Below are 23,161 nucleotides of genomic sequence, written 5' to 3' on the forward strand. Positions count from 1 at the left end.
GCTCGTGAATCCGCCGGCCGGACCTGTCCTCCACAGGGCGGGAGGCCGGGAGCGCCGTCCTCCACAGGCCGGGAGCCAGCACCTTGCGGCACAAGGGTCCCGAGCGCCCCGCCCCGGGGATCGGCGGTGTCAGTAGTCCAGCCCCAGGCTGGGCACCACCAGCCCGGTCTCGTACGCGTACACCACGGCCTGCACCCGGTCGCGCAGGTGCAGCTTGGCGAGGATCCGTCGGACGTGCGTCTTGACGGTCGCCTCCGAGAGGAAGAACCGGTGGGCGATCTCCGCGTTGGAAAGACCCTCGGCGATGGTCCGCAGCACTTCCAGTTCGCGCGGGGTCAGGTCATCCAGCAACGGGTCGCGCTGCGGCGGCGCGGCCGGGCTGCCGCCCGGGGCCAAGCCGCGCACATACGTCTCCAGCAGGCGCGCCGTCACCCGCGGCGCCACCACGGCGTCGCCGGTGGCGACCAGGCGCACCGCCTGGACCAGTTCCGCGGGTGCCACGTCCTTGAGCAGGAAGGCGCTGGCCCCGGCCTGCAGCCCGGCAAAGGCATACTCGTCCAGATCGAAGGTGGTCAGGATGATCACCCGCGCGCACAGCCCGGCGGCCACGATCTGCCGGGTGGCCTCGATGCCGTCCATGACCGGCATCCGGACGTCCATCAGCACCACGTCCGGCGCGAGGTCATGCGCCAGCCGCAGGGCCTCGGCGCCGTCGGACGCCTCCCCCACCACCGCGACGTCGTCTTCGCCCTCCAGGATGAGCTTGAACCCCATCCGCAGCAGCGGCTGGTCGTCCACCAGCAGCACTTTTACCGGCCCGGCCTCGCTGCCGTCCGCGCTCTCAGACACTCGTGTTTTCCTCTCCGGGCCAGTACAGGGTTGCCTCCACCATCCAACCACCGCCGGACCGCGGACCGGCGGCAACGTGGCCGCCGTAGATGGCGGTCCGCTCCCGCATGCCGTGCAGGCCCTGCCCCGCGCCGAGTGAATCGGCCGGCCCGTCCGGCCGGCCGTCGTCGGCCACCGTGATGTGCACGGCGTCGCCGTCGCGGATCAGGGCAACGTCCACCCTGGACGCGTCCTTGGCGTAGCGCAGCACGTTGGTCAACGACTCCTGCACAATGCGGAACACGGTGAGCCGGAAATTCTGGTCCTCGGGCAACGCCGGTCCTGCCATGACCGTGCGGAGCGGCAAGCCCGCGGCCCGGAAGCCGTCCAGCAGCCCGGTCAACTGATCCCCGGACGGCACCGGCGCCAGCGGGGCCGCGTCGGTTCCGTTTTCGCTGCGCAACACCCCCAGCACCCTGCGCATGTCGGCCAGCGCCGACCGGCCGGTCGCCGACAGCCGGTCCAAAACCTGGCCGGCGCGTTCCGGATCCTTGCGCGCGACGACGGCGGCGCCATCCGAGAGCGCGATCATCACCGAGAGCGAGTGTGCCACGACGTCGTGCATCTCCCGGGCGATCCGGGTGCGTTCGGTCGCCGACGCCAGGCGGGCGTTGTCAGTGGCCCAACGCTGGAGTTCGGCGTCGTGGAGCCGGTCCCGGCGCACCGTGACCCCGATGCCCGCGGCGATGACGTTGGCCAGGACCAGCACCAGGCCGGTGACCAGTCCGACGTAGCTCGGGACCTGTCCGAGGGCAATCTGCTTGACGATCTCCGGCGGCATCCGGACGCCCATCCCCACCAGCATGGGCACGGCGGCGAGGACCGCTGCGATGATGGCCTGGACCGCCGGCCGGGCGGTGGCGACCGTGTAGACGGCGAACCACATGGCAAAGGAGCCGCTGCCGGTACTGGTCAGCACCACGATCAGAAAGTCCACCAGGGCGATGGCGGCCAGCACGAGCAGCGGCGACCGGCGCCGCCAGATCAGCGCGGCGCCGCCGGCCAGCAGCAAAAGCAACGGCGGCCATTCGCCGGCGACCGCCGTGATCAGGGCATTAGGCAGGCCGAACAGCACGTGGATGCCGACCAGCACCCAGTCCATCACCACGGGGTGGGTGTGGAAGTAGCGCCGGATCGGTCCCCGGCGCCTGGACGATATTTCGGTGAAGGAGACGGCGGCCGTTCGTTCCGCCGCCTCCTTCACCGAGGCTTCTTGATTCACGCGTTAAGCCCGGCTGCGCCTAGACGTCCCGTGTCTTGGTGGTCACGGCCGCCCCGGCCAGCAGTACTGCCGCCCAGGCCGCCATCACCAGCCCGCCCTGCCACTGGGTCAGGTCGCCCTCGGCCGTTTCGAGCATGAGCATTTGGCGTCCCGCGTTGGAGGGCAGGTAGGGCATCACGCCGTCCTGGACCCAGTCGAAGGGGATGATCTGGGCGACGATGGGCAGCACCAGCAGCAGCACGACCAGCGTGACGATGCCGCCGGCGCTGTTGCGCAGCAAGGATCCGAGCGCCAGCGCCATCAACGCCACCACCGCCAGGTAGAGGCCGGACAGCAACATGGACTGGACGAGGTTTTCCACGTCGAGCCCGAATTCTTTGCCGTAATTGGCCAGGATCGGCTGCAGCAGGAAATAGGTGGCAAAGCTGGACGCAATTCCGACGACGGCTGCGACGACGGCGACGACCAGCGCCTTGGCGAACAGCGGCGACAGCCGGGACGGCACGGCCGTCATGGTGGAGCGGATCATGCCGGTGGAGTATTCGGAGGCGATCAGCAGCACGCCCAGTGACCCGATGATCAGCTGGCCGAAGTCGATCCCGCCGCTGGTCATGAGGTACAGGATGGACTCATCCATGCCGGCGGCCGCCGGATCCTGGCCGGCTGCCTCCATCTGCTCCATCCCGGTGGCCACGCCCCAGCCGCCGAGCAGTCCGATGCCGACCATCACCGCGACGGTGGTCGCCAGCAGGACCCAGGTGGAACGCAGCGTGGTGAACTTGATCCACTCGCTCGTCAAGGTCCGGGGGAAGCTCACGCCGGGGCCGGTGACGCGGCCCGCCTGCGGGGTCAGGGTTGCAGCGCTCATGGTCACTTTCCTTCCTGGCCGACGCCGGCGGCGACGGCAGCGTGCCGTCCCGACCCTGCACTGCCGGCGTTGTCGTGTACATCGGCCACCGGGCCGGAATGGTATTCAACTTCGTCCTTGGTCAGGTCCATGTAGGCCTCCTCCAAGGACGCCTGCAGCGGGGTCAACTCATAGACGAGCACCTGCTGGGCGAGGGCCGTCTCGGCGATGTCCCGCGCCGGGACGCCGCTGACCTCCAGCAGTTCCGGTTCGTGGGCTTCGACGGTGACCCCTTCCCCGGCCAGCGCGCGGGTGAGGACGTCGGGCCGGTCGGTGCGTACGCGCACCCGCTGCGCCCGGTTGTTGAGGATGTCCTGGATGGGCGCATCGGCGATGATCCGGCCGCGGCCGATGACGATCAGGTGGTCTGCGGTGACCGACATTTCGCTCATCAGGTGCGAAGAGAGGAACACGGTCCGACCCTCTGCCGCCAGTGCCTTGACCAGGTTGCGCACCCAGAGGACGCCTTCGGGATCCAGCCCGTTGACCGGCTCGTCCAAGATGACGGTCTGCGGATCACCGAGCAGGGCGGCCGCGATGCCCAGCCGCTGCCCCATGCCCAGCGAGAATCCGCCGACGCGCTTCTTGGCGACGGCGCCCAGGCCGGTCAGCTCGATCACGTCGTGCACCCGCTTGGTGGGGATGCTGTGGGTCGCGGCCATGGCCCGGAGGTGGTTGTACGCGGTCCGGGAGGTGTGCACCGCCTTGGCGTCGAGCAGGGCGCCGACTTCGCGCAGCGGGGCCCGGTGCTTGGCGTAGTGCTTGCCGTTGACCAGGACGTCACCGGCGGTGGGACGGTCCAGTCCCATGATCATGCGCATGGTGGTTGACTTGCCGGCGCCGTTCGGCCCCAGGAAGCCGGTCACCCGACCCGGCTGCACGGTGAAGGAGACGCCCTGCACCGCCGGTTTGTTTCCGTAGACCTTGACCAGGCCCTGTGCCTCGATCATCTGAACCGTCCTTCGTAAATGGAATAGCGCCCGGATTCCCGGGACCAATGAATACGTTACGGAGTGCCGGCCGGCCGCACACCGCACTGCGGGATGATCTTCGCGTCGGGCCGGATCGTCCTTACGGATGACGCTACGTGCCGCGGGCAGGCGGGCGTTACCGGGGGAAGCCCTGAGCGGCCCCTGACCGTTCCCGGAACGCTGCTGTGTACCGGAAGAGGTGCCAGCACTAAGCCCAGAGGTCGCTGGGCCGCTCGAACTGACGGGCCATCGCGGACCGTACGCTGCGCAGGTGGCTGCGCATTGCGTCGGCCGCACCCGCGGCGTCGCCGGCGGCCACGGCCGTGAAGATGGCCTCGTGTTCCACGAGTTCCTGCTCGGCCGCCAGGTGGGCGTGCAGGCCGGGCAGCACGCGGTAGGCGCGGGAGGTCTCGTCGAGGCAACGGGCCAGGAACTCGTCAAGCCGGCGGTTCCGGCCGCCACGCGCCAAGGCCCGGTGGAACGAGTAGGCGTGCTCCATGCTCACGAGCGGTTCAGCAGCGGCCTTCTCGCGCTGATTGTCCAAAAGGTCCCGCAGCGTGGCCAGCAGGGCGTGGTCCGCATAGTCGGCGGCACTCGCGCAGGCATGCGGCTCCAGGAGCATGCGGAGGTCGAGGACCTCGGCGACATCATGCGAGCTCATGGTCATCACCAGGTAGCCCTTTTTGGGGAGCACTGTCAGGAGTCCCTCCGTGGTGAGCAGGCGCAGCGCCTCCCGCACAGGGGTTTTCGAGACGCCGAACTCCTCGGCGAGCCGTGGCTCGACCACGAGGGATCCCGGGGCCAGGTTCCCCGCGAGGATTTGCCGGCGCAAGGCGCCGGCGACCCGATCGGTCATCGACTCGGCCACGGAACCCCCTCACGAAACATTCTTGTGAAGCATATCACGGCGTGCTAGAAATATCTTTCAGATATACCATCGCTTCGCGTCCGCCCTTAGGAGGAACCATGACTAGCAACACCGCCGTTGCCAGCAGTCCCGCAAGGCTTACCCCGGGCGCTCGTCGCGCGCTCTTCGCCGCGACCCTCGGCACGCTCATCGAGTGGTATGACTACGCACTGTACGGCGCGGCGGCCGGCCTCGTCATCGGGCCGCTCTTCTTCGCTGAGACCGGGTCCGGGGCGTCGCTGGCGGCGTTTGCGACCTTTGCCGTGGGCTTCGTGGCCCGGCCTTTGGGCGGGGTGTTGATCGGGCATCTGGGCGACCGGCACGGCCGCCGACCGGCGATGCTCCTGACGATCCTGCTCATGGGTGCCGCGACCGTGGGCATCGGCCTGCTGCCGACCGCGGCCGCCATCGGGGCTGCTGCACCCCTCCTTCTCGTCGTGTTCCGGCTCCTGCAGGGCCTCGGCGCGGGCGCCGAGCTCGCGGGGGCCATGACGCTCGTCGCCGAGTTCGCCCCCGCCAAACGGCGCGGCTACTTCACTGCCATCGTGCTGGCGACGCCACCCGCCGGCATCGCCCTCGCGACCGTCGCCTTCCTCTGGGCCTCTTCCGCAGGCGACGCCGCGCTGCTCGATTGGGCCTGGCGCATCCCGTTCCTCGCCTCCGCCGTCCTGTTCTTCGTGGCGCTGTTCATCCGCTCCAAACTCGAGGAGACGCCGGAATACCGCCAGGCGAGCGAGCACGCCGACGAGGCCCGCAAGCGCAAGCGGCCCGTGGTCGAACTCCTGCGCAAGGACCCGATGGCCGTGGTGATCGGGTTCTTCTCCATCACTGGCCACAATGCGCTGAACTACATCATGGCGGTGTTCGCGATCGGTTTCATGGCCTCCCCCGCCGTCGGGATGAGCCGTCCCGAGGCGCTGCTGGCCGTCACGATCGGATCGCTGGCGGGCGTGGTCGCGACACCCGCGGGCGGATGGGTTTCCGACCGCTTCGGAGCTGGCCGGATTCTCGCGATCGGTTCCGCGGCCGGCGCGCTGTTCGCGTTCCCGCTGTTCGCCGCCCTGGCGAGCGGGTCGGTCGCTGTTGCGACGGCCACGATCGGAGTGGGGTACGGCGTCGTCGTCGCGATGACCAGCGGCGCCCAGGGCGCATTCCTCACCAACCTTTTCCCGCCCGAGCGACGCTTCTCCGGCGTCGGGCTCGCGCGCGAACTCAATGGCGCGATCGTGGCGGGCCTGAGCCCCCTCATCGCAGGCGCGCTCATCGCCGCTGCGCAGGGCAGTACGTGGTCGGCGGCACTGTTCCTTGCGGCCTGCTGCGCGTCCTCGGTGATCGCTGTGCTGCTGGCCCGCGGCCGCGGCACCACCGCACCGTGATTTCCACAACCTTGGAGGTAGCACCATGAAGCGCAGATTCCCCCGTGTGAGCGAACTTCGCCCGCTGCTGAAGTTCGACCTGCCGACCCTGGATCGCCGGACTGCGCGGCTCGCGCACGCCGCGGATGTGTGGGATCTTCGCGCGATCGCACAGCGCCGCACGCCCACGGCCGCGTTCGACTACGTGGACGGCGCGGCCCAGCGGGAGCTCACGGCGAGACGCACGCGCGAGGCGTTCGACGCCGTCGAGCTTCTCCCCCGCATCCTGCACGGCACCGCGAACGTGGACCTCTCGACCTCGATCGCGGGCAGGACTTCATCGCTGCCGTTCGGGATTGCGCCGACCGGCTTTACCCGGCTCATGCACGCCGAAGGCGAGGACGGGGGCGCGGCTGCTGCCGCTGGGGCGGGCATCCCGTTCTCGCTGTCCACCATGGGCACGCGCTCGATCGAGGAGGTTGCCGCCACCGCCCCCGAATGCCGGCGCTGGTTCCAGTTGTACCTGTGGAAGGACCGGCAGAAATCGCTGGACCTCCTGCGCCGCGCGGAGGCCTCGGGCTTCGACACGCTGCTCGTCACCGTGGACACACCGGTCGCCGGGCAGCGTCTCCGGGACGCCCGAAACGGCATGACAATGCCGCCCAGACTCACGCTCAAGACCGTGCTCGATGCCTCCTACCGGCCCGAGTGGTGGTTCAACTTCCTCACCACCGACCCGCTCACGTTCGCGTCGCTGTCCGGGACCAGCCAGGACCTGCCCACGCTGATCAACTCGATGTTCGATCCGTCGCTCTCGATCGAGGACCTTGAATGGATCCGGTCGGAGTGGGGCGGGAAGCTGTTCGTCAAGGGCGTGCTGACGGCCGAGGACACGCGCCGTGCGCTCGACGCCGGAGCAGACGGACTCATCGTCTCAAACCACGGGGGGCGGCAACTCGACCGCGCGCCGGTCTCGCTCCGCGCGCTGCCCGAAGTGCGGGCCGAAGCCGGGGAAGGGGTGGAGATCATCCTCGATTCCGGCATCATGTCCGGGGCGGACATCGTCGCTGCGCTGTGCGCGGGCGCCGACTTCACCCTCATCGGGCGCGCCTACTTGTACGGGCTCATGGCCGGCGGGCGCGAGGGCGTCGAGCGGGTGATCACCCTGCTCGCGAAAGAGATCGAGGTGACAATGCAGCTCATCGGCGCAGCGACTATCGCGGACCTGAAACCACACCTGCTGCGCACCTAACCGGGCCTCGCCACGGAGTGCTCAGACCGCCACAGCGGCAGGGGGCGACTGGTACCGGCGGCTTTCCAAGCGCAACTCCAAGTCGTCCATGACCAGGGCCGCCAAGTCCTCCAACGTCTGAGTATCTTCGTCGCTGAAGTCGCGCGCTTCGAAGTCCAGTACGCAGAGGGTGCCCAGGTTGAATCCGTCCCGGGTTCTCAGCGGGACGCCGGCATAAAACTTCAACCCGAAGTCGCTGGCCACCAGCGGGTTGGCAAACGCCCGGGGATCCGCGGGCGCATTATTGATGACCCAGGGTCCGTGCTGCAGGATGGCCGAGGCGCAGAGTCCGGGTTCCCGGTCGATCTGCTCGACGTGCAGGCCGTGGTGTGACTTGAACCAGATGCGATCGTGGTCCACCACGCTGACAATGGCAATCGGGGCGGCGAGAAGGCGGGAGGCCAGTGCGGTGATGCGGTCGTACGCTCCGTCCGGCGGGGTGTTCAGGATCTCGTAGCGTCGAACCGCTTCCATACGTTGATCTTCGTCTACGGGGATTATGGATGCGTCCACCCTGTGCCGGCCCCGGAGTGCGAGCCCCAAATCAGCCAATGCCAGTGCCACCTCCCGCCCCGTGGGCCGTTCCCCTGGTTCACGTGCCATCATGGCGGTCAGCAACCCTGCCCACTCCGGCCCGAATCCGGCGGGGACGTCCGGATCACGCAGCAGACGGGCAACAGCCGACTCCAGCGGAGGGCCGGGAAAGGCAGCCTGGCCGGTAAGGCATTCGAGCAGAACCAGGCCCAGCGAATAAATGTCGCTGGGCGGGCCTATCGGTTCGCCCCTCGCTTGCTCCGGGCTGAGGTAGGCAGCCGTCCCGTAGACCCCCGGAACATGGGCATCATCGGAAACCACCATGGCGACTCCGAAATCGGCGAGCTTGGCGCGCAGTCGCGACCCGTCGTCGTCGTAATTAAAGAGCATGATGTTGCCCGGTTTTACGTCGCGGTGGACGACCGAGGTGCTGTGGATGTAGGCCAGTCCCTCGGCCAATTCGCGGCCGATTTGGGCAACGTGGCGGGGCGGGAGGGCACCTTCGGCCAGCCGCACCCTCAGGTCGGCGCCTTCAATCAGTTCCATCACCAGATAAATTTGCGGATGTCCGGCTTCGATCTTGTCGATGCCTGCGTCCAGCAGGGTCACCAGATTCGGGTGGTTTAGCCGGGCCAAAAGCTTGATCTCGGCGTTGTCGCGGTGGAATTCTTCCTCGTTCATAGTGGGCCGCTGAATAACCTTGACGGCTACCTCCCGCCCCAAAACCTCATCTCGAGCCCGGTAAACCTTGGCGTTCGCTCCGGTACCTGCCAAATCCTTCAGCAGGTAGCGCCCGTCGAGCAGCATTCCGGATCGATCTAGATGAGGCGCCAACGTCTCCTGCTTCCCGGCTGCCTGTTTAACAGCACCCTTAGTATCCTACGGTGCAGCGGCGCCCCGCCGCGGCAGCGCTTGGGCTTTCTGCCCGTGTTCGGCCGCGTACGGAGCTTTGCCCGCGCCACCGGGCAGCAGAAGGAGTCCGTTGAGCGAGTCCGCTTTGCTGCCTGATGCGAGCTCATCCGCGACGCGGCGTCACGGTCACGAGTCGCGAGAGGTCGGTGCCTGGGGCGGCCAGCCGGTCCACGGTTTCAAAGACGAACTGTTGCATGGCAGCTGCCGCGGCCGAGGGCGGGACGTCGGTACGCCGGGCCAAGTTCACGGTTCGGGTCAGGTGGGGGCTCACCAGGCGGGTGCTGTCCAGCGTGGGGCGGTCGATGACCACCATGGCCGGAACCACGGCCACTCCCAGCCCGCGTTCCACGAATCGGAGCACTGCGTCCATTTCGGCGCCCTCGACGGCGATCGTCGGGGTAAGTCCCGCAGCGGAGAAGGCCGCGTCGGTGGCCACGCGCAGGTCGTAGCTGCGGTTGAACGCGACTTGGGGGATCTCCGCCAGCTCCGCCAGGGTGAGCTCGGCCCGGGTCGGGCTTTCGCCCGGTTGCTCCTTCCCGTGTCCTGGCATCGGGGAGCCCGCGGCTGAGATCACCACCAGTTCCTCGGAAAGCAGGGGGATCAGCTCGGTGCCGGCTACGGATGGTTCGGCCCCGCGGGTGACCATCAGGGCAAGGTCCAGGGCGTTCTCGTTCAGAGCGTCCACCAGGGAGCGCGAGCCGCCCTCCGTGATGTGCAGGTCCACTCCGGGATGCGCGGCCCGGAAGGCCGCCAGCACGTCGGCAACCAGTGAGACGCACAGGGTGGGCGGGGCGCCGAGCCGGACGTGGCCGCGGCGAAGCCCGGCCAGTTCGTCCATCTGTTCGCGGGCGAACCGCGCGTCACCCAGCATCCGCCGCGCGATGGGCAACAGCACCTCGCCTGCGTCGGTCAGCGTCACCCCGGCCGGTCCGCGGCGGAACAGTTTGGTGCCCACGTCGGCCTCCAGCGCGGCGATCTGCCGGCTTAGGGACGGTTGGGCGAGGAAGAGCTCCTCGGCGGCACGGGTGAAGTGGCCGTTCCGGGCCACGGCCTCGAAGGAGGACAACTGCTCGAGTTTCATCATAGCCTTTTTGCATCAGGTTCAGTCGGACAATGCATTGGACTCATCATACCCGCGTTCCTAGCATGGAGATATGACCCCAAAGCACGCCGCTGAGCGGCTGATGTCCACCTCTGTCCTCGTCATTGGTACCGGTGGTGCCGGGCTGCGCGCCTCCATCGAACTGGCACAGCGCGGGGTCCAGGTGCTGGCGGTGGGCAAGCGGCGCAAGCACGACGCCCACACCACGCTGGCGGCCGGCGGCATCAACGCCGCGCTGGCCACCATGGATCCCGAGGACAGCTGGCAGCAGCACGCCGCCGACACCTTGCGCGAGTCCTATTTCCTGGCCGATCCGGCCATCGTGGAGACCGTGACGCGCAATGCCGCCGACGGCATCGAGGACCTGGAAAGGTGGGGGATGCCCTTCGCGCGGGAGGAAGACGGGCGGATTTCCCAGCGCTTCTTCGGCGCGCATAAGTACCGCCGTACTGCCTACGCCGGCGACTACACCGGCCTGGAGATCCAGCGCACCCTGATGCGCCGCGCGGCTGAACTGAACGTGCACATCATCGACAGCATCTACATCACCCGCCTTCTGGTGGCCGACAGCACTGTCTTCGGTGCTTACGGGTTCGACGTCGTGGACGGCACGCCCGTGCAGATCCACGCCGACGCGGTGATCCTAGCCGCCGGCGGGCACACCCGCATCTGGCGCCACACCTCCTCCCGGCGGGACGAGAACACCGGCGACTCCTTCCGCCTGGCGGCCCTGGCCGGAGCCCGGATCCGGGACGCCGAGCTGGTCCAGTTCCACCCCTCCGGACTGCTGGAGCCCGACGACGCCGCCGGCACACTCGTCTCCGAGGCAGCACGCGGCGAAGGCGGCATCCTCACCAACGCGCTCGGCGAGCGCTACATGGAGCGCTACGATCCCGAACGCATGGAGCTGTCCACCCGCGACCGGGTGGCCCTGGCCGGGTATACCGAGATCGCCTCGGGCCGGGGGACGGAGAAGGGCGGGGTCTATCTGGACGTGTCCCATCTGCCGCGGGAGGTCATCCTGCAGAAGCTGCCCCGGGTCTACCGCACCTTGATCGACCTGCAGATGGTGGACATCACGACCACCAAGATGGAGATCGCCCCGACCGCTCACTACTCCATGGGCGGGGTCTGGGTGGCCCCGGAGGACCACGGCACCGGCGTGGACGGGCTGTACGCGATCGGCGAGGCGTCCTCGGGCCTGCATGGGGCGAACCGCCTGGGCGGGAACTCGCTGATCGAGCTGCTTGTCTACGGGCGCATCACCGGCGAGCACGCCGCAGAGTACGCGGCCTCCCGCACCAATGTTCGCCGGGACCCCTCCGCCGTCGAGTCGGCCCGCGCCGAGATGCAGGCCCTGCTCAGCGAGCGCGGGACGGAGTCAGCCCGGCGGCTGCAGCGCGAAGTGCGCAACCTGATGACCGAGCACGCCGGCGTCGTGCGCACCGGGCAGGGGCTGCAGGACGGCCTGCAACGGCTTGCCGCCCTCGAAGAACGCGCGCGGCACGTCACCGCGCACCCGGACATCGCCGGGTTCGACGACCTGGCGCACGCCTACGACCTGCTGGGCTCGCTCCTCGCGGCCCGGGCCACGCTCGAATGCGCCCTTGAGCGGCGTGAGACGCGGGGCTGCCACAACCGGGCGGACTTTCCCGAGATGGATCCGTCGCTGCAGGGCAACTTCGTCTGGTCGCCGACCGAGGGAGTCAGCTTCGAGGCCCTGCCCCCTGCCCCGGACTCCTTCCGGTCCCTGGCGGAGGCCGGCGTCGACGACTCGGTAGCGGGCAAGCTCGTCGAGTAGCGCTGACCTGCCAGCAAGCCGGCGGTCTCTGTCCTCACTGAAGCTGCTTCGATTTGGGCATCGCGCCCTCCCCCGCCCGCTGAAACTCGCTCGTCAGGTGTAGAGGTGCATGGCGTCGGCAGCGGCTCCGACGTCCGCAAAGCCGCGTGACTCGTAGAGTCTGCGCCCGGGTGGGTCTGCGGTGAGGCTGACGTAGGCACCGCGTGGCGCGCGCGTGCGGATGTCTTCAAGCAGGCTATCGAGCACGGCGCCGCCGACGCCGCGCTGTTGATGTTCCGGCAGGGTAGCCATGTCGGCGATGACGAAGTACCAGCCGCCGCCTCCTACGAAGCGACACCATCCCACTCTAGGTGATCTGGAGCCCCGCCCGGTGAGGAAGACTGGCGGTCCCGGCCTGTGCAGGGCGCGCGAAGACTACACCTGGGCCTTGGGGATCATGATCCACAGCGCGATGTACACCAGTTCCCCGATACCGACCAGTCCGAAGATCACGAACCCGAGACGCACCAGCACTTTCGGCAGGCCGAAACGGGCGGCCAGGGCGGCGCAGACACCGGCAATCAGCTTGCCGTTCCGGGGACGGACCAATGCAGCAGCCATGGCCTCAGTCTAGTAACCCGAACCGGTTTCCGAACAGCATCCCGGGACGGAAACGGGTTCTCAGGCCCCGATCTGTTTCCCGGCCGCTAGTCCGGCACGGTCACTTCTTGCGGGCCGTGAACAACAGATACTCCCATTCCATCCGACCGCCGCCGAGATCGTGCCGGTTGGCCAGTTCTTCGAGTTCCTCATCGAGGGCTTGGACCCGGTCGGGTTGGTCCGCGATGTAGCGGTAGGTGTTGATCGTGGGACCGTATGTGGCCTTGAAGAAGTCGCGGAACTCCCCGGCGGTGGCGAACCTTTCGACCGTCAGTTTTTCGCGCCGGGCGACGACGTCGGTGGCCCGATCCCCGAGCAGGTCCTGCACGTGCTGCTGTTTGCCCCACAGCGGCGGTGGTTGCGCCCCCGGAGGCGGCGGGGGTGCGTAAGGCCTCATGGTCGCAAACATCTGGCCGATGAAGCCTTCCGGAGTCCAGTTGGCGAGGGCGATCGTGCCGCCGGGCCGCAGCACGCGGACGAGTTCGTCGGCACTCGCCTGATGGTTGGGAGCGAACATGATCCCCACACAGGAGATCGCGGCATCGAAAGTACCATCGCCGAACGGAAGGTTCTCGGCGTCGGCCTCCTGCCAGTCCACGGAAACCCCTGCCTCCTCGGCCAACCGGCGCCCTCTCTCAAACAGCTCGGGAGTAAGGTCGGCCGCGGTAACCTGTGCCCCTGCCTGTGCGGCGGGGATGGCCGCGTTGCCGGAACCGGCCGCGATGTCCAAGACACGGTCGCCCTTCCCAATGCCGCTGGCCTCGACGAGTGCCGTGCCCAGCGCCGGGATCACCTCGGTGGCGACGGCGGGATAGTCGCCGAGTGCCCACATGGCCCGGTGCTTTGCCTTGATCCCCGAATTGTCCGGTTGATTGCTCATGGCCCTTGCCTCCTGCGATTGAGGCCCTCGTTTTGGGGTCCTTCAAGGATGGGGCCGGGTTCGATTAATTTCCAGTAGAAAATCCGCACACCGGGGCCGCTGGCCGAACCTGCGCTGCCTGCGCGCGCCTAGGTCCGGGGGCGCTGTTCGCGGGCGGCCGGGGCGGTCAGCAGGGAGGCGACCATCACCGCGGCCACGGCGAGCAGGGCGTTGCGGAGGCCCACCTGTTCGCCCAGGAAGCCGAGGAAAGGTGGGCCGGCCAGGAACGCGACATAGCCCAGGGTCGAGACCACCGACACCCGTCCCGCGGCCCGGGCCGGATCGTCCGCGGCCGCGGACATGCCCATGGGAAAGCCCAGGGCAGCGCCGGCGCCCCAGAGCACGGCCCCGGCGAAGGCCAGCGGAAGGTTCGGGGCCAGCACGAAGAGCAGCAGGCCGGCCAGGGCCGTGCCGAGGCTGACCCGCAGCACGGCCACGCGTCCCCAGCGGTCGATGAACCGCCCGCCGGCCAGGCGCAGCAGCGTCATGGCGGCCACGAAGACCCCGAACATGACCGCGCCCGTCGCCTCGGTGGCGCCGAGCCCGACGACGGTGGCCTGGGCGATCCAGTCGTTGGCGGCGCCCTCGGTCAGGGCGGCCCCGAGGACGACGACGCCGATCAGCACCGTGCGCCGTTCCCGCCAGGCGGCGAAGCGGCCGGGGCGGGCCCCGCCGTCGTCGTCATGCTGGGGCCGGTGGGGCAGGAAGGCCTGCGGCACCACCCACGTGGCGGCCGCGACCACCACCGCGAGCACCGCCAGATGGGCGGCCAGCGAAACCCCGAGCACGGAGAGCCAGGCGCCGACCATGGCTCCGGCGAACGCGCCCAGGCTGAAGGCGGCGTGGAACTTCGGCATGATCGTGCGCAGCAGTTTCCGCTCCACGTCGGCGCCTTCGATGTTCTGCGCCACGTCCCACCAGGCCACGCCCACGCCGTAGCAGAACAGCGCCGCGGCGGCGGCGGGAAAGGAGCCGGACGCCAGCGCGGCGGCGAGTCCGGCCGCGCTGACGGCCGCGATCAGCCCGCCGGCCCGGACGCTGTTGGCCGTGCCGATCCTGGCGGCAAGCGGACCGGCCAGGGGCAGCGAGATGACCGAGCCGAGGCCGAGGGCCAGCAGCAGCGCGCCGATGCTGCCGGCGCTGATGTCCAGCGTCGCCGCGGCCGCCGGGATGCGGGCCGCCCAGCTGGCGAAGACCAGCCCGTTGAGCCCGAAGATGGCGAAGGTCGCGTAGGTGGCGGCCCGAAGCGGGCGGGTCGGATCGCCGGCCGGGCGCTGTCTTGCCTCGCCGCGCGGTGCACCGGGCCGGCGCTTCGCGGCCTCGCCCTCCTCGACGTTCTCCCCGACGCCGGGCGGTTCAGCGCTCCCGGACAACGCGTTCCTCGTCCCACACCGGGGTTTCGCTCTCGTAGACCCGGCCGTCGGAGCCGAACACCAGGAACCGGTCGAAGCTGCGCGCGAACCAGCGGTCGTGGGTGACGGCCAGCACCGTGCCTTCGAACGCGTCGATGGCCCGCTCCAACGCTTCCGCGGAATGCAGGTCCAGGTTGTCGGTCGGCTCGTCGAGCAGCAGGAGGGTGGCGCCGGAGAGTTCCAGCAACAGGATCTGCAGCCGGGCCTGCTGCCCGCCGGAGAGCGAGTCGTACAGCTGTTCCGCCTGCCGGGCCAGGCCGTAGCGGTCCAGGACGGCGGCCGCGGCCTCGCGTCCCAGGCCGGAGCGGTGGTCGTCGCCGCGGTGCAGGATGTCCACCAGGGAACGGCCCAGCAGGTCGGGGCGGATGTGGGTCTGGGCAAAGAAGCCGGGACGGATCCTGGCCCCTAGCTTTACGGTGCCGGCGTGCGGCACGTGGGCGATCCGGACCTCGGAGACCGGCAGGTGCTCTTTCTCCGGGTCGGTGCCGCCGCCGGCGAGCAGGCGCAGGAAGTGGGACTTGCCGGAACCGTTGGAGCCCAGCACCCCCACCCGGTCGCCAAACCAGATCTCGGTGCTGAACGGCTTCATCAGGCCGGTCAGCTCCAGCTTGGTGGCCACCACCGCCCGTTTGGCCGTCCGCCCGCCCTTGAGCCGCATCTGCACGTTCTGTTCGATCGGCACGGCCTCCGGCGGCCCGGCCTCCAGGAACTTCTCCAGCCGGGTCTGGGCGGCGTGGTACCGATTGGCCATGTCGGAGCGGAACGCGGCCTTGTTCTTGTACATGTTCACCAGCTCCTTGAGCTTGGCGTGCTCCTCGTCCCACCGCTTGCGCAGTTCTTCGAAGCGGGCGTTGCGGTCGTCCCGGGCCTGCAGGTAGCTCTCGAAGCCGCCGCCGTGGACCCAGGCGGTGGCGCCAAGGGCGCCGGGTTCGAGCGTGACGATCCTGGTGGCGGCATTGGCCAACAGTTCACGGTCGTGGCTGACGAACAGCACCGACTTCCGCGATTCCCGCAGCTTCTCCTCCAGCCAGCGCTTGCCGGGCACGTCCAGATAGTTGTCCGGTTCGTCCAGCAGCAGCAACTCGTCCGGGCCGGCGAAGAGCGCTTCCAGCACCAGGCGCTTTTGTTCACCGCCGGACAGGGTCGATGCGGTGCGGTGCTGCGCGCGGTCGAAGGGCACGCCCAGGGCGGCCGAGGTGACCTCGTCCCAGACGGTCTCCTGCTCGTAGCCGCCGGCGTCGCCCCAGTCCGCAAGCGCCTGCGCGTACCGCATCTGGGTGGGCTCGTCGTCGTGCTCCATCATGGCCAGTTCGGCTTCATCCACTGCTCGTGCCGCGGCGGCGAGGGCCGGCGGGGCGGCGCCGACCAGAAGGTCGCGTACCGTGGTCCCGTCCCGGACCTGGCCGACGAACTGCCGCATGATGCCCATGGCGCCGGAGCGTGCCACGGCGCCTTCGTCCGGAGCGATGTCGCCGGCGATGATCCGCAGCAGGGTGGTTTTGCCGGTGCCGTTGGGTCCGATCAGCGCGGTTTTGGCACCGTCGCCGACCTTGAAGCCGACGCCGTTGAGCAGCTGGCGGCCGTCGGAAAGGAAATATGCGATGTTGGAGACGTCGAGATGGGCCACGGATCCAGTCTGTCATGGTCGCAGACATACGAAATGGCCCAAAGTCAGGCCTCCCCATTAGCCAACTCACTTCGAGCCATTTCGTGTGCGGCATCGGATCCACCGCCCTAAGGCATGTCCCCCCAACTCGGATCCGGGGTGCCGCCGCCTCCGGTGTGGTCTCCCGTTCCGGTTGCTGACACCTTCAATCATGGTCCCGGCGGCTTCCGTTTGCCAGATCAATCCACCCTAGTTAGGAAAACCTAGGGTGTGCCGCTGCGCTAACCCTGGCGCGGGTCAGTCCTGCCGGTCCAACACGGCCGCCAATTCCTTGCGGGACGCAATCCCGAGCTTGGCGAACGACCGGGACAGGTGCCACTCCACCGCCTTGATGGTGATGAACAGTTCGGCCGCGATCTTGCGGTTCGTGAGTCCCCTGGCCGCCAAGGAGCAGACCCGGTACTCGGCCGGCGTCAGCCGGTCGGCCTTGTTCTCGGCGATCAGCGGCAGGTGAAGATCCTGCTGCCCGAGCAGGCGGGTCATGCGCCGGGCCACCGCGGCGGCCCCGATCCGGTTCCCAAGGACCAGCGCCTTGCGGGCCGCCGCCAGCGCTTCCGTCCGGAACACCGACAGCGCGTCGCCCCGTGCGGGCTGCAGGCAGATCTCGGCCAGGTCGGCCAGGGCCAGTGCCAGCTGGTAGCGGCCCTCGTGGGCTTCGAGCAGCGAGATGGCTTCGCGCAGCATGACGACGGCGCTCGGCCCGGGCTGCGCCAGCGCGGCGGCCCGCATCACGGTGCCGGTCAGGCGCGGAGCACCGAAGGAACGGACCTCTTGGAGCAGGTCGGCGGCAACCGCGGAGGCGTATTCGGTCTGCCCGGCACGGGCGGCGGATTCGATGGCACTGCGCGTCCACAGGTTCAATGTCGGGCCCAGGCCGGCGTCGAGGTCCATGGCGGTGGCGAAGTATTCCAGCGCCAGCTGGTGGTCGCCGTGTCCGGCGGCCACCACTCCGTGCAGCTGGAGCGCCATCGCCTGGACCAGCGGCACGCGTTCTTCCGCCAGCGGGACCCGTTTGAGCAGGGCGTCGGCGGCGGCCAGGTCATCCCGGGCAAGGTAGACCTCGGCCAGCGTCACGCAGGCTACCTCCAGGTACGTCCGCCAGCCGGTGTCTGCCGCCTGCATGCTCGTTTCCAGGTCCATTTGGGCCAACCGCAGCCGACCCCGGTTCAAGTGGATGGCGCCGCGGCAATAGGTCAGGGTGGCGTTCGCCATCGGCGAGGAGTTGGCCCGCGCCTCCGCGATGGCCGCGTCCAGCAGCTCCAGGGCAGCGGCGTCCTGTTCCGAGCCGTTGAGCGCACCGGTCGCGTAGTTGATGATGTTGGATTCCGCGCCGACCTCCGCCAGCAGTTTTCCGCCGGCGCACGCCCGCAGGGCCAGTTCCCCGCTGCGCTGGGCATCGGTTCCGGTCACGGTCAGGCGCAGCGCCTCCTGCACCAGCAACAGCCGGTCGCTCGGGCCGTCCCGGGCCGGGTCCTGCACCAGGATGCTCGCCAGCTCCTGACGGTACTCCTCCGAGAACTGCAGCTGCTGGAACCCCGCCCCTGTTGCCAGCGCAACCACCCGCCGCCTGAGCTCGGTGTGCGGGTCGCCGTCGTTGTCCAGTTCGCCCAGGGCCTGGCTGTAGTAACGCGAACTTTCCTCTATCCGGTTGATTGAATACCGTGCCTCGGCGAACTCCAGCAGCAGCTCCACGCGCGCCCGGGTGCCGTGGGTCATGGCCAGCGCCCGCCGTCCCAGCACCTCCGCCTGCGTGAGGTGGCCGGCGGCCTGATGGGCCAGCGACGCTTCAATCGCGATCCGGCGCTGCAGATCCGGCGCCAGCCCGTTCTCCGCCATGGCCCGTTCGATGAGCCGGACAGCGAGTTCCGCTGCGCCGATCCGGCGGGCTCCCCCGGCGGCATCAAGCAGGACTTCGGCCGAGGCAGGGTCGGCGCCCGGTTTGGTGGCCAGAAGGTGGCCCGCCACCACGGCGCTTTCGCTGCCCTGTGCCGTCAGGGCGGCAGCCGCCCGGCCGTGCAGTTCGGCCTGCCGTTCGGGCTCCAGCGCGGCGAGCACCGCTTCGGCCACCAGGGCATGCTGGATCCGCGGGCGCGGAAGCAGGGCGCTGAAGAACCGCGCGGCGGCAAGGCGTTTCAACACCCGGGTCAGGTCGGCCGGCGGCAGCCCCGTCATACGCGCCAAGAGCTGGTGGCTCGCGTCCTCCCCGAGGACGACGACGGCGTCCAGCACCGCCCGCTCGTCCGCCGAGAGCCGGTCGAGGCGGTCTTGGAGCACCGCGGCTTCCGCCTGGGCCTTACCGGTTCCGGCGGCATCGAGACCTGCCCCCGCGCCGCCCTCCAGGAGCTCGTGGACGTAGAACGGCGTTCCCCCGGCCGCCGCATGGATGCGTGCCGCCACGACGTGGTCCGCGGCGGGCCTCCGGCTGGCCGTCCACTCGGTCACGGCCTGGCGGTCCAGCGGTTGCAGCGGCCAGTGCACGCGGCCGTCGGCGCGGGAGGCACTGCCCCGGGCACCGCCGTCGTCGGCCCCCAGCAGCAAGGAGTCCGCCAGGATCCCGTCGCCGCGCTCGGCGCCCCGGCCGGTTCGCACCCCGCGCAGCAGCAGCAAAGGGACGTCGATCAGCAGGCCCGCCATGTCCGACAGCGACTGGAGCGAGAGTTCGTCGAGCCACTGGGCGTCGTCCACCACGGCGGCCACAGGTCCCTCCTGGGCCAGCGAACGCAGGACCCAGGAGGCGGAATAGGTCAGGGCGTCCTTGTGCAGCGGACCGCCCGCGTAGGTCAGGAAGGAATGCAGCACCCGGCCCTGCCCGTCGAAGGGCGGGCCGTGGTCCGGCACCTGCTGGGCCAGCGGCGCGAACCACTGCCAGAACATGGATCCGGGCAGCGAACGGCGGGCGGCGCCGGCCGCCCGCAGCAGTTTCCAGCCGCGCGCGGAGGCCTCGGCGCACACCGTCTCCAGCAGGGATGTCTTGCCGATTCCGGACGGGCCGCTGACGGTCAGTTCGATGCTGCGGCCGGATTCCACGGCAGTGGCGAGGTCGCGCCACTGCGCCACCTCCCGGTCACGCCCAAACAGCCGTGTTTGTGCCACTCCTTGATCCTAGGACGCCGGAGGAAGAAATTCGACGTTTCAGCGCGGCTCTTCGGCCACGCAGCGGTTGTGCAATTCGCCGATTCCCTCGATCCTCGTCACCAGCCGCGCCCCGGCGGGAATCCACTCGCGCGGTTTCCGGGCCAGTCCCACGCCGGCCGGGGTGCCGGTGGCCAGCAGGTCACCGGGTCCCAGGGTCATGAACTGGCTGACGTAGGACACCAGTTGCGCGCAGGAGAAGATCAGGTCCGACGTGTTGCCCGACTGCTTGGACACGCCGTCCAGCTCGCATTCCACCGCCAGCCCCGCCTCCGGATCCAGCTCGTCTGCCGTGACGACGACCGGGCCCACCGGAGTCATCCGGTCCCAGTTCTTGCCCTGGAACCATTCCGAGGTGCGGCCTTGCCAGTCACGGACGGAGACGTCGTTCATCACCGTGTAGCCGGCGATCGCGTCCCGCGCGGCGGCGTCGTCGGCGTACCGGATCCGGGAACCGATCACCACGGTCAGCTCGGCCTCCCAGTCGATCTTCGTGCTGGCCGCGGGCAGCACCACGTCGTCCACCGGGCCGACCAGCGCGTTCGGGTACTTGGTGAAGATGGTGGGGTATTTGGGAACCTCCTGGCCCACTTCTTCGGCGTGCGCGTAATAGTTCAGGCCGGCGCAGAGGATCTTGCCCGGATGCAGGATCGGCATGTCCAGCTCCGACGCCGCCGGCGCAGGGCCCCGCTCGCCGGGCAGGGTCCGCCAGTCCCCACCCCTTAGCAGTTCGCCGACATCCCTGGCCGGCAGGTAGTCGGTGGCACCGCCATCCTGCCGGAACGCCTGCGTGGTCCCGTTCCGCCGTACTGTCCCCAGACGCATCTGTACCTCCTTGCGGCAGCCGTGCACCGCCGTCGTGATGTTGTCAGGCCCTGGCAGCAGGGCCTCCTTGCACGATATATGGTGGGGCGCGCCGCACGGGGAGCGCTCAGAGGTTCCTCTCGGACTGGCGCTCCGATGCTCCGCCTGCTTCCTCGGGCAGTTCGGAGACCGGCACCAGAACCGTGTCGTGGATCATCCAGTGCAGATCGATGCAGCCGTCCCGCGCCTCTTCGAGGACATCGACCGCGGGGACACGTCCGTCGCGGGGGACGACGAAGGCCTCAACGTGCAGCACGTGGCCCTGGTCGCGGACACGCGAGCCCGCTTCTTCTACCCATTCCAGTTGGCGCAGATAATCATCGATGCGTTCGATCAGCGGGTGGGGCTCCGAGTCGTCGAAGGTGGTGGCCCGGGTGTCCATCAGGTCGGTGACGGAGCTCCGCATGTTTTTGTAGCCGTCGCGCAGAATTCCCCCGGCGATGAACAGCGCGGCGGCGGCATCGGCCCACCACAGACCGATTCCGATGCCGGCGACCCCGACGATGGAGCCGGCGGCGGTCTTCCAGTCCGCCTTGTTCATGTCCGCATCCGCATAGAGGACCTTGTCATGCAGCTGCTCGGCGAGTTTTTCCTTGGCCCGGCCGAGCAGGACCGGAGGGACGGCGGTCGCTGCCATGACGGCGATCATGAGCCAGCCGAGCCAGATGGTGTGGCCGAGCAGCTGGACCGATCCGATGGGCGGGTGCTCCCCCTTCAGCAGGCCCATGCCTGAGTCGACGACCAGGAAAGCGCCCATGGTGCAGAGTGCCACCGCGGCCACCAGATGCGCGATCCCGGTCGACCGGTGGTACCCGTAGGGGTACTTCCGGTTGGGGGGCCGGTTAATGATCTTCATCGCCAGCAGGAACGCAATGGGAGGGGCGAGGGAGAGCATGTCTTCGATCCAGGCCGCCTTCATCGCCTGCGAATTACCCATAACCAAAAAGACCAGCGTGACCGACACGGCCAGGACCGCGATGGTGATCCACTGGATCTTGATGGCCCGCCGAAGGGCCTTTTCCTGCTCATCGGGCAGCTCGGTGCGGCCGAATTTGGTATTCATCCCTGTTCCTTCCGATCAAGAAGAAACTTTTCCAGTTCCCGCAGGAAGGCATTTTCGCCCATCTTCGACGCCATGACGTATTCTTCCTTGCCTCCGTCGGGGGCCCGGCCCTCGGCGTAGGGCTGGGTCAGGGCTGCCTTGTCCGACCAGGGCGACTTTTTCGTCAGGCCGCCGATGACAAGGTCAAGTTCGCCGCGTTCCAGCTGCCCTATCAGGGATTCCTCGCCGGCCGCCGCCCATTCGATGGTCGCGTCGCGGGTCGCCGCGAATTGCCTCACCAGGTCCGCCTCGGAGCCCGTGGGCTCCGCGCCGTCCCGGATTTCCGTCCAAGGCGGGTTGTGCGAGACACCCACCCTAAGAGTTCCGCCGCTGATGCGGTCCAAGGTCCCTTCCGGGTCCGCAGGCACCTGCAGCCCGCAGGAGGTCATCAGCAGCATGACCAGCACCGCAAAGGCCGCCTTGGAAAAATTGTTCAGCATACTTCAGGACCATAGCTAAACCGGCGGCGTTTTGGGGAAGCCCGGGTCCGCCCGAGCAGGCGGGCTACCGGCCCTCGCGGCACCACTCGAGCAGGCGCTCCACCGGCCAGGTCGTGATAATCCGTTCGGCCGGGACGCCGTTTGCGGCCGCCCGTTCGGCTCCGTAGTGGAGGAAATCGAGCTGCCCCGGCGCGTGGGCGTCGCTGTCGATGCTGAACAGGCAGCCGGCGTCGAGGGCCAGTTGGATGAGCTCGTCCGGAGGGTCCTGCCGCTCGGGCCGGGAGTTGATTTCGACGGCGACGTTGTTCGCCGCGCAGGCTGCGAACACTCGCCCGGCGTCGAACTCCGACTGCGGGCGGGTGCCGCGCGATCCCTTGACCAGCCGCCCGGTGCAGTGGCCGAGCACGTTGGTGCGCGGGTTCTCGATGGCGCCCAGCATCCTGCGGGTCATGGTGCCCCGGTCCGACCGCAGCTTCGAATGCACGCTGGCGACCACCACGTCCAACCGGTCGAGCATCTCCGGTGACTGGTCCAGCTCGCCGCTCTCCAGGATGTCGGCTTCGATCCCGGTCAGCACCCGGAAGCCGTCCGCTGAAGCGTTAAGCTCTTCGACCAACTCGAGCTGCCTGGCCAGCCGCTCCGCGCTGAGGCCGTTGGCGACCGTGAGGTTGGGCGAGTGGTCGGTCAGGGCAAGGTAGTCGCGGCCGAGCCAGCGGGCGGCATCGGCCATGGCTTCCGGCGGCGAGCCGCCGTCGGACCAGTCGCTGTGGCTGTGCAAATCGCCGCGGAGGGCCTGGTGCAGCTCGCGGCCGCCCTCGGCCAGGGGCGCGGCGGCGCGCTCCCGCACCTTCGCCAGATAGTCCGGGACCTCGCCGTCGACCGCCTGCTGGATCACCACGAAGGTGCTGGCACCGATCCCCTTCATGCTCTTCAGCCGGCCGGTGCGCGCCCGCTCGGCCAGTTCGGCGGGCTCCAGCCCGCCGGCGACGGCGGCCGCCCGCCGGAACGCCTGCACTTTGTACGTGGGCGCGAGTTCACGCTCCAGCCAGAAGGCGATTTCGTTCAGGGCCGCGACAGGATCCATGTGACCATCTTCC

The 23,161-nt window shown here is 68.9% G+C and carries 20 protein-coding genes; 3 read left to right on the forward strand and 17 right to left on the reverse strand.

What is annotated here, in order from left to right; translation table 11 throughout:
• Positions 1–129 precede the first annotated feature (129 nt).
• The 5 genes from AC5RWG_RS09965 to AC5RWG_RS09985 all read right to left on the reverse strand — a co-directional run bounded on the left by AC5RWG_RS09965 (position 130) and on the right by AC5RWG_RS09985 (position 4,856).
• The gene (locus tag AC5RWG_RS09965) at positions 130–849 is read right to left on the reverse strand and encodes a response regulator (protein WP_494074841.1); all 720 of its coding nucleotides are present in this window, start codon (positions 847–849) and stop codon (positions 130–132) included.
• Positions 842–2,110: a sensor histidine kinase gene (locus tag AC5RWG_RS09970; protein WP_494074840.1), complete on the reverse strand. Its 1,269-nt coding sequence runs from the start codon at positions 2,108–2,110 to the stop codon at positions 842–844. The genes AC5RWG_RS09965 and AC5RWG_RS09970 overlap by 8 nt, the downstream gene beginning before the upstream one ends.
• Before the next feature lie 19 nt (positions 2,111–2,129).
• Positions 2,130–2,978: an ABC transporter permease gene (locus AC5RWG_RS09975; RefSeq protein ID WP_494024012.1), complete on the reverse strand. Its 849-nt coding sequence runs from the start codon at positions 2,976–2,978 to the stop codon at positions 2,130–2,132.
• Between the two features lie 2 nt (positions 2,979–2,980).
• Positions 2,981–3,967, reverse strand: coding sequence for an ABC transporter ATP-binding protein (locus AC5RWG_RS09980; RefSeq protein WP_494049213.1), 987 nt, complete (start codon positions 3,965–3,967; stop codon positions 2,981–2,983).
• Between the two features lie 229 nt (positions 3,968–4,196).
• Positions 4,197–4,856 carry a GntR family transcriptional regulator gene (locus AC5RWG_RS09985; protein ID WP_494001163.1) on the reverse strand — a complete coding sequence of 220 codons (660 nt, stop codon included), beginning with the start codon at positions 4,854–4,856 and terminating at the stop codon, positions 4,197–4,199.
• 98 nt (positions 4,857–4,954) lie between these two features.
• On the opposite strand from AC5RWG_RS09985, the gene AC5RWG_RS09990 reads away from it, so the two are divergent.
• The gene (locus AC5RWG_RS09990; RefSeq protein ID WP_494074837.1) at positions 4,955–6,271 is read left to right on the forward strand and encodes an MFS transporter; all 1,317 of its coding nucleotides are present in this window, start codon (positions 4,955–4,957) and stop codon (positions 6,269–6,271) included.
• A gap of 25 nt (positions 6,272–6,296) precedes the next feature.
• The gene (locus tag AC5RWG_RS09995; RefSeq protein WP_494013484.1) at positions 6,297–7,502 is read left to right on the forward strand and encodes an alpha-hydroxy acid oxidase; all 1,206 of its coding nucleotides are present in this window, start codon (positions 6,297–6,299) and stop codon (positions 7,500–7,502) included.
• Positions 7,503–7,523: 21 nt separating this feature from the next.
• Here the strand turns inward: AC5RWG_RS09995 and AC5RWG_RS10000 are convergent, their stop codons facing one another.
• Both AC5RWG_RS10000 and AC5RWG_RS10005 read right to left on the reverse strand, forming a co-directional pair.
• Complete coding sequence (locus tag AC5RWG_RS10000; RefSeq protein ID WP_494166854.1) at positions 7,524–8,882, reverse strand: protein kinase domain-containing protein; 1,359 nt, start codon at positions 8,880–8,882, stop codon at positions 7,524–7,526.
• Positions 8,883–9,090: 208 nt separating this feature from the next.
• Complete coding sequence (locus AC5RWG_RS10005) at positions 9,091–10,068, reverse strand: LysR family transcriptional regulator (protein WP_494109588.1); 978 nt, start codon at positions 10,066–10,068, stop codon at positions 9,091–9,093.
• 73 nt (positions 10,069–10,141) lie between these two features.
• On the opposite strand from AC5RWG_RS10005, the gene AC5RWG_RS10010 reads away from it, so the two are divergent.
• The gene (locus tag AC5RWG_RS10010; RefSeq protein WP_494013482.1) at positions 10,142–11,890 is read left to right on the forward strand and encodes an L-aspartate oxidase; all 1,749 of its coding nucleotides are present in this window, start codon (positions 10,142–10,144) and stop codon (positions 11,888–11,890) included.
• Between the two features lie 93 nt (positions 11,891–11,983).
• Here AC5RWG_RS10010 and AC5RWG_RS10015 read toward each other — a convergent pair whose 3' ends face one another.
• From AC5RWG_RS10015 to AC5RWG_RS10060, 10 genes are all read right to left on the reverse strand, one after another.
• Positions 11,984–12,235, reverse strand: coding sequence for a GNAT family N-acetyltransferase (locus tag AC5RWG_RS10015; protein WP_494166855.1), 252 nt, complete (start codon positions 12,233–12,235; stop codon positions 11,984–11,986).
• A gap of 69 nt (positions 12,236–12,304) precedes the next feature.
• On the reverse strand, positions 12,305–12,490 hold the full coding sequence (locus AC5RWG_RS10020) for a PspC domain-containing protein (protein WP_494001169.1): 186 nt from the start codon (positions 12,488–12,490) through the stop codon (positions 12,305–12,307).
• A 100-nt stretch (positions 12,491–12,590) separates the two neighbouring features.
• On the reverse strand, positions 12,591–13,409 hold the full coding sequence (locus tag AC5RWG_RS10025) for a class I SAM-dependent methyltransferase (RefSeq protein ID WP_494166856.1): 819 nt from the start codon (positions 13,407–13,409) through the stop codon (positions 12,591–12,593).
• A 128-nt stretch (positions 13,410–13,537) separates the two neighbouring features.
• The gene (locus AC5RWG_RS10030; RefSeq protein ID WP_494167115.1) at positions 13,538–14,665 is read right to left on the reverse strand and encodes an MFS transporter; all 1,128 of its coding nucleotides are present in this window, start codon (positions 14,663–14,665) and stop codon (positions 13,538–13,540) included.
• Between the two features lie 139 nt (positions 14,666–14,804).
• Positions 14,805–16,487 (reverse strand): ABC-F family ATP-binding cassette domain-containing protein, encoded by a 1,683-nt coding sequence (locus AC5RWG_RS10035; protein WP_494024945.1) that lies wholly within the window; start codon positions 16,485–16,487, stop codon positions 14,805–14,807.
• Positions 16,488–16,763: 276 nt separating this feature from the next.
• On the reverse strand, positions 16,764–19,619 hold the full coding sequence (locus AC5RWG_RS10040; RefSeq protein WP_494024944.1) for a helix-turn-helix transcriptional regulator: 2,856 nt from the start codon (positions 19,617–19,619) through the stop codon (positions 16,764–16,766).
• Positions 19,620–19,658: 39 nt separating this feature from the next.
• Positions 19,659–20,483 (reverse strand): fumarylacetoacetate hydrolase family protein, encoded by an 825-nt coding sequence (locus AC5RWG_RS10045; protein ID WP_494024943.1) that lies wholly within the window; start codon positions 20,481–20,483, stop codon positions 19,659–19,661.
• A gap of 106 nt (positions 20,484–20,589) precedes the next feature.
• The gene (locus AC5RWG_RS10050) at positions 20,590–21,585 is read right to left on the reverse strand and encodes a cation diffusion facilitator family transporter (RefSeq protein ID WP_494001174.1); all 996 of its coding nucleotides are present in this window, start codon (positions 21,583–21,585) and stop codon (positions 20,590–20,592) included.
• Positions 21,582–22,064 (reverse strand): transporter substrate-binding domain-containing protein, encoded by a 483-nt coding sequence (locus tag AC5RWG_RS10055; RefSeq protein WP_494001175.1) that lies wholly within the window; start codon positions 22,062–22,064, stop codon positions 21,582–21,584. The genes AC5RWG_RS10050 and AC5RWG_RS10055 overlap by 4 nt, the downstream gene beginning before the upstream one ends.
• 64 nt (positions 22,065–22,128) lie before the next feature.
• Complete coding sequence (locus AC5RWG_RS10060) at positions 22,129–23,148, reverse strand: PHP domain-containing protein (protein ID WP_494001176.1); 1,020 nt, start codon at positions 23,146–23,148, stop codon at positions 22,129–22,131.
• Positions 23,149–23,161: the final 13 nt, after the last annotated feature.

The sequence above is a fragment of the Arthrobacter sp. Y3221160 genome, assembly GCF_059092585.1.

Coding starts and splice junctions, on each gene's coding strand:
- AC5RWG_RS10060 (WP_494001176.1), bottom strand. CDS start 23,148: ATGGATCCTGTCGCGGCCCTGAACGAAATCGCCTTCTGGCTGGAGCGT.
- AC5RWG_RS09990 (WP_494074837.1), top strand. CDS start 4,955: ATGACTAGCAACACCGCCGTTGCCAGCAGTCCCGCAAGGCTTACCCCG.
- AC5RWG_RS09995 (WP_494013484.1), top strand. CDS start 6,297: ATGAAGCGCAGATTCCCCCGTGTGAGCGAACTTCGCCCGCTGCTGAAG.
- AC5RWG_RS10050 (WP_494001174.1), bottom strand. CDS start 21,585: ATGAATACCAAATTCGGCCGCACCGAGCTGCCCGATGAGCAGGAAAAG.
- AC5RWG_RS10005 (WP_494109588.1), bottom strand. CDS start 10,068: ATGAAACTCGAGCAGTTGTCCTCCTTCGAGGCCGTGGCCCGGAACGGC.
- AC5RWG_RS09980 (WP_494049213.1), bottom strand. CDS start 3,967: ATGATCGAGGCACAGGGCCTGGTCAAGGTCTACGGAAACAAACCGGCG.
- AC5RWG_RS10055 (WP_494001175.1), bottom strand. CDS start 22,064: ATGCTGAACAATTTTTCCAAGGCGGCCTTTGCGGTGCTGGTCATGCTG.
- AC5RWG_RS10010 (WP_494013482.1), top strand. CDS start 10,142: ATGACCCCAAAGCACGCCGCTGAGCGGCTGATGTCCACCTCTGTCCTC.
- AC5RWG_RS09975 (WP_494024012.1), bottom strand. CDS start 2,978: ATGAGCGCTGCAACCCTGACCCCGCAGGCGGGCCGCGTCACCGGCCCC.
- AC5RWG_RS10000 (WP_494166854.1), bottom strand. CDS start 8,882: ATGCTGCTCGACGGGCGCTACCTGCTGAAGGATTTGGCAGGTACCGGA.
- AC5RWG_RS10020 (WP_494001169.1), bottom strand. CDS start 12,490: ATGGCTGCTGCATTGGTCCGTCCCCGGAACGGCAAGCTGATTGCCGGT.
- AC5RWG_RS10045 (WP_494024943.1), bottom strand. CDS start 20,483: ATGCGTCTGGGGACAGTACGGCGGAACGGGACCACGCAGGCGTTCCGG.
- AC5RWG_RS10025 (WP_494166856.1), bottom strand. CDS start 13,409: ATGAGCAATCAACCGGACAATTCGGGGATCAAGGCAAAGCACCGGGCC.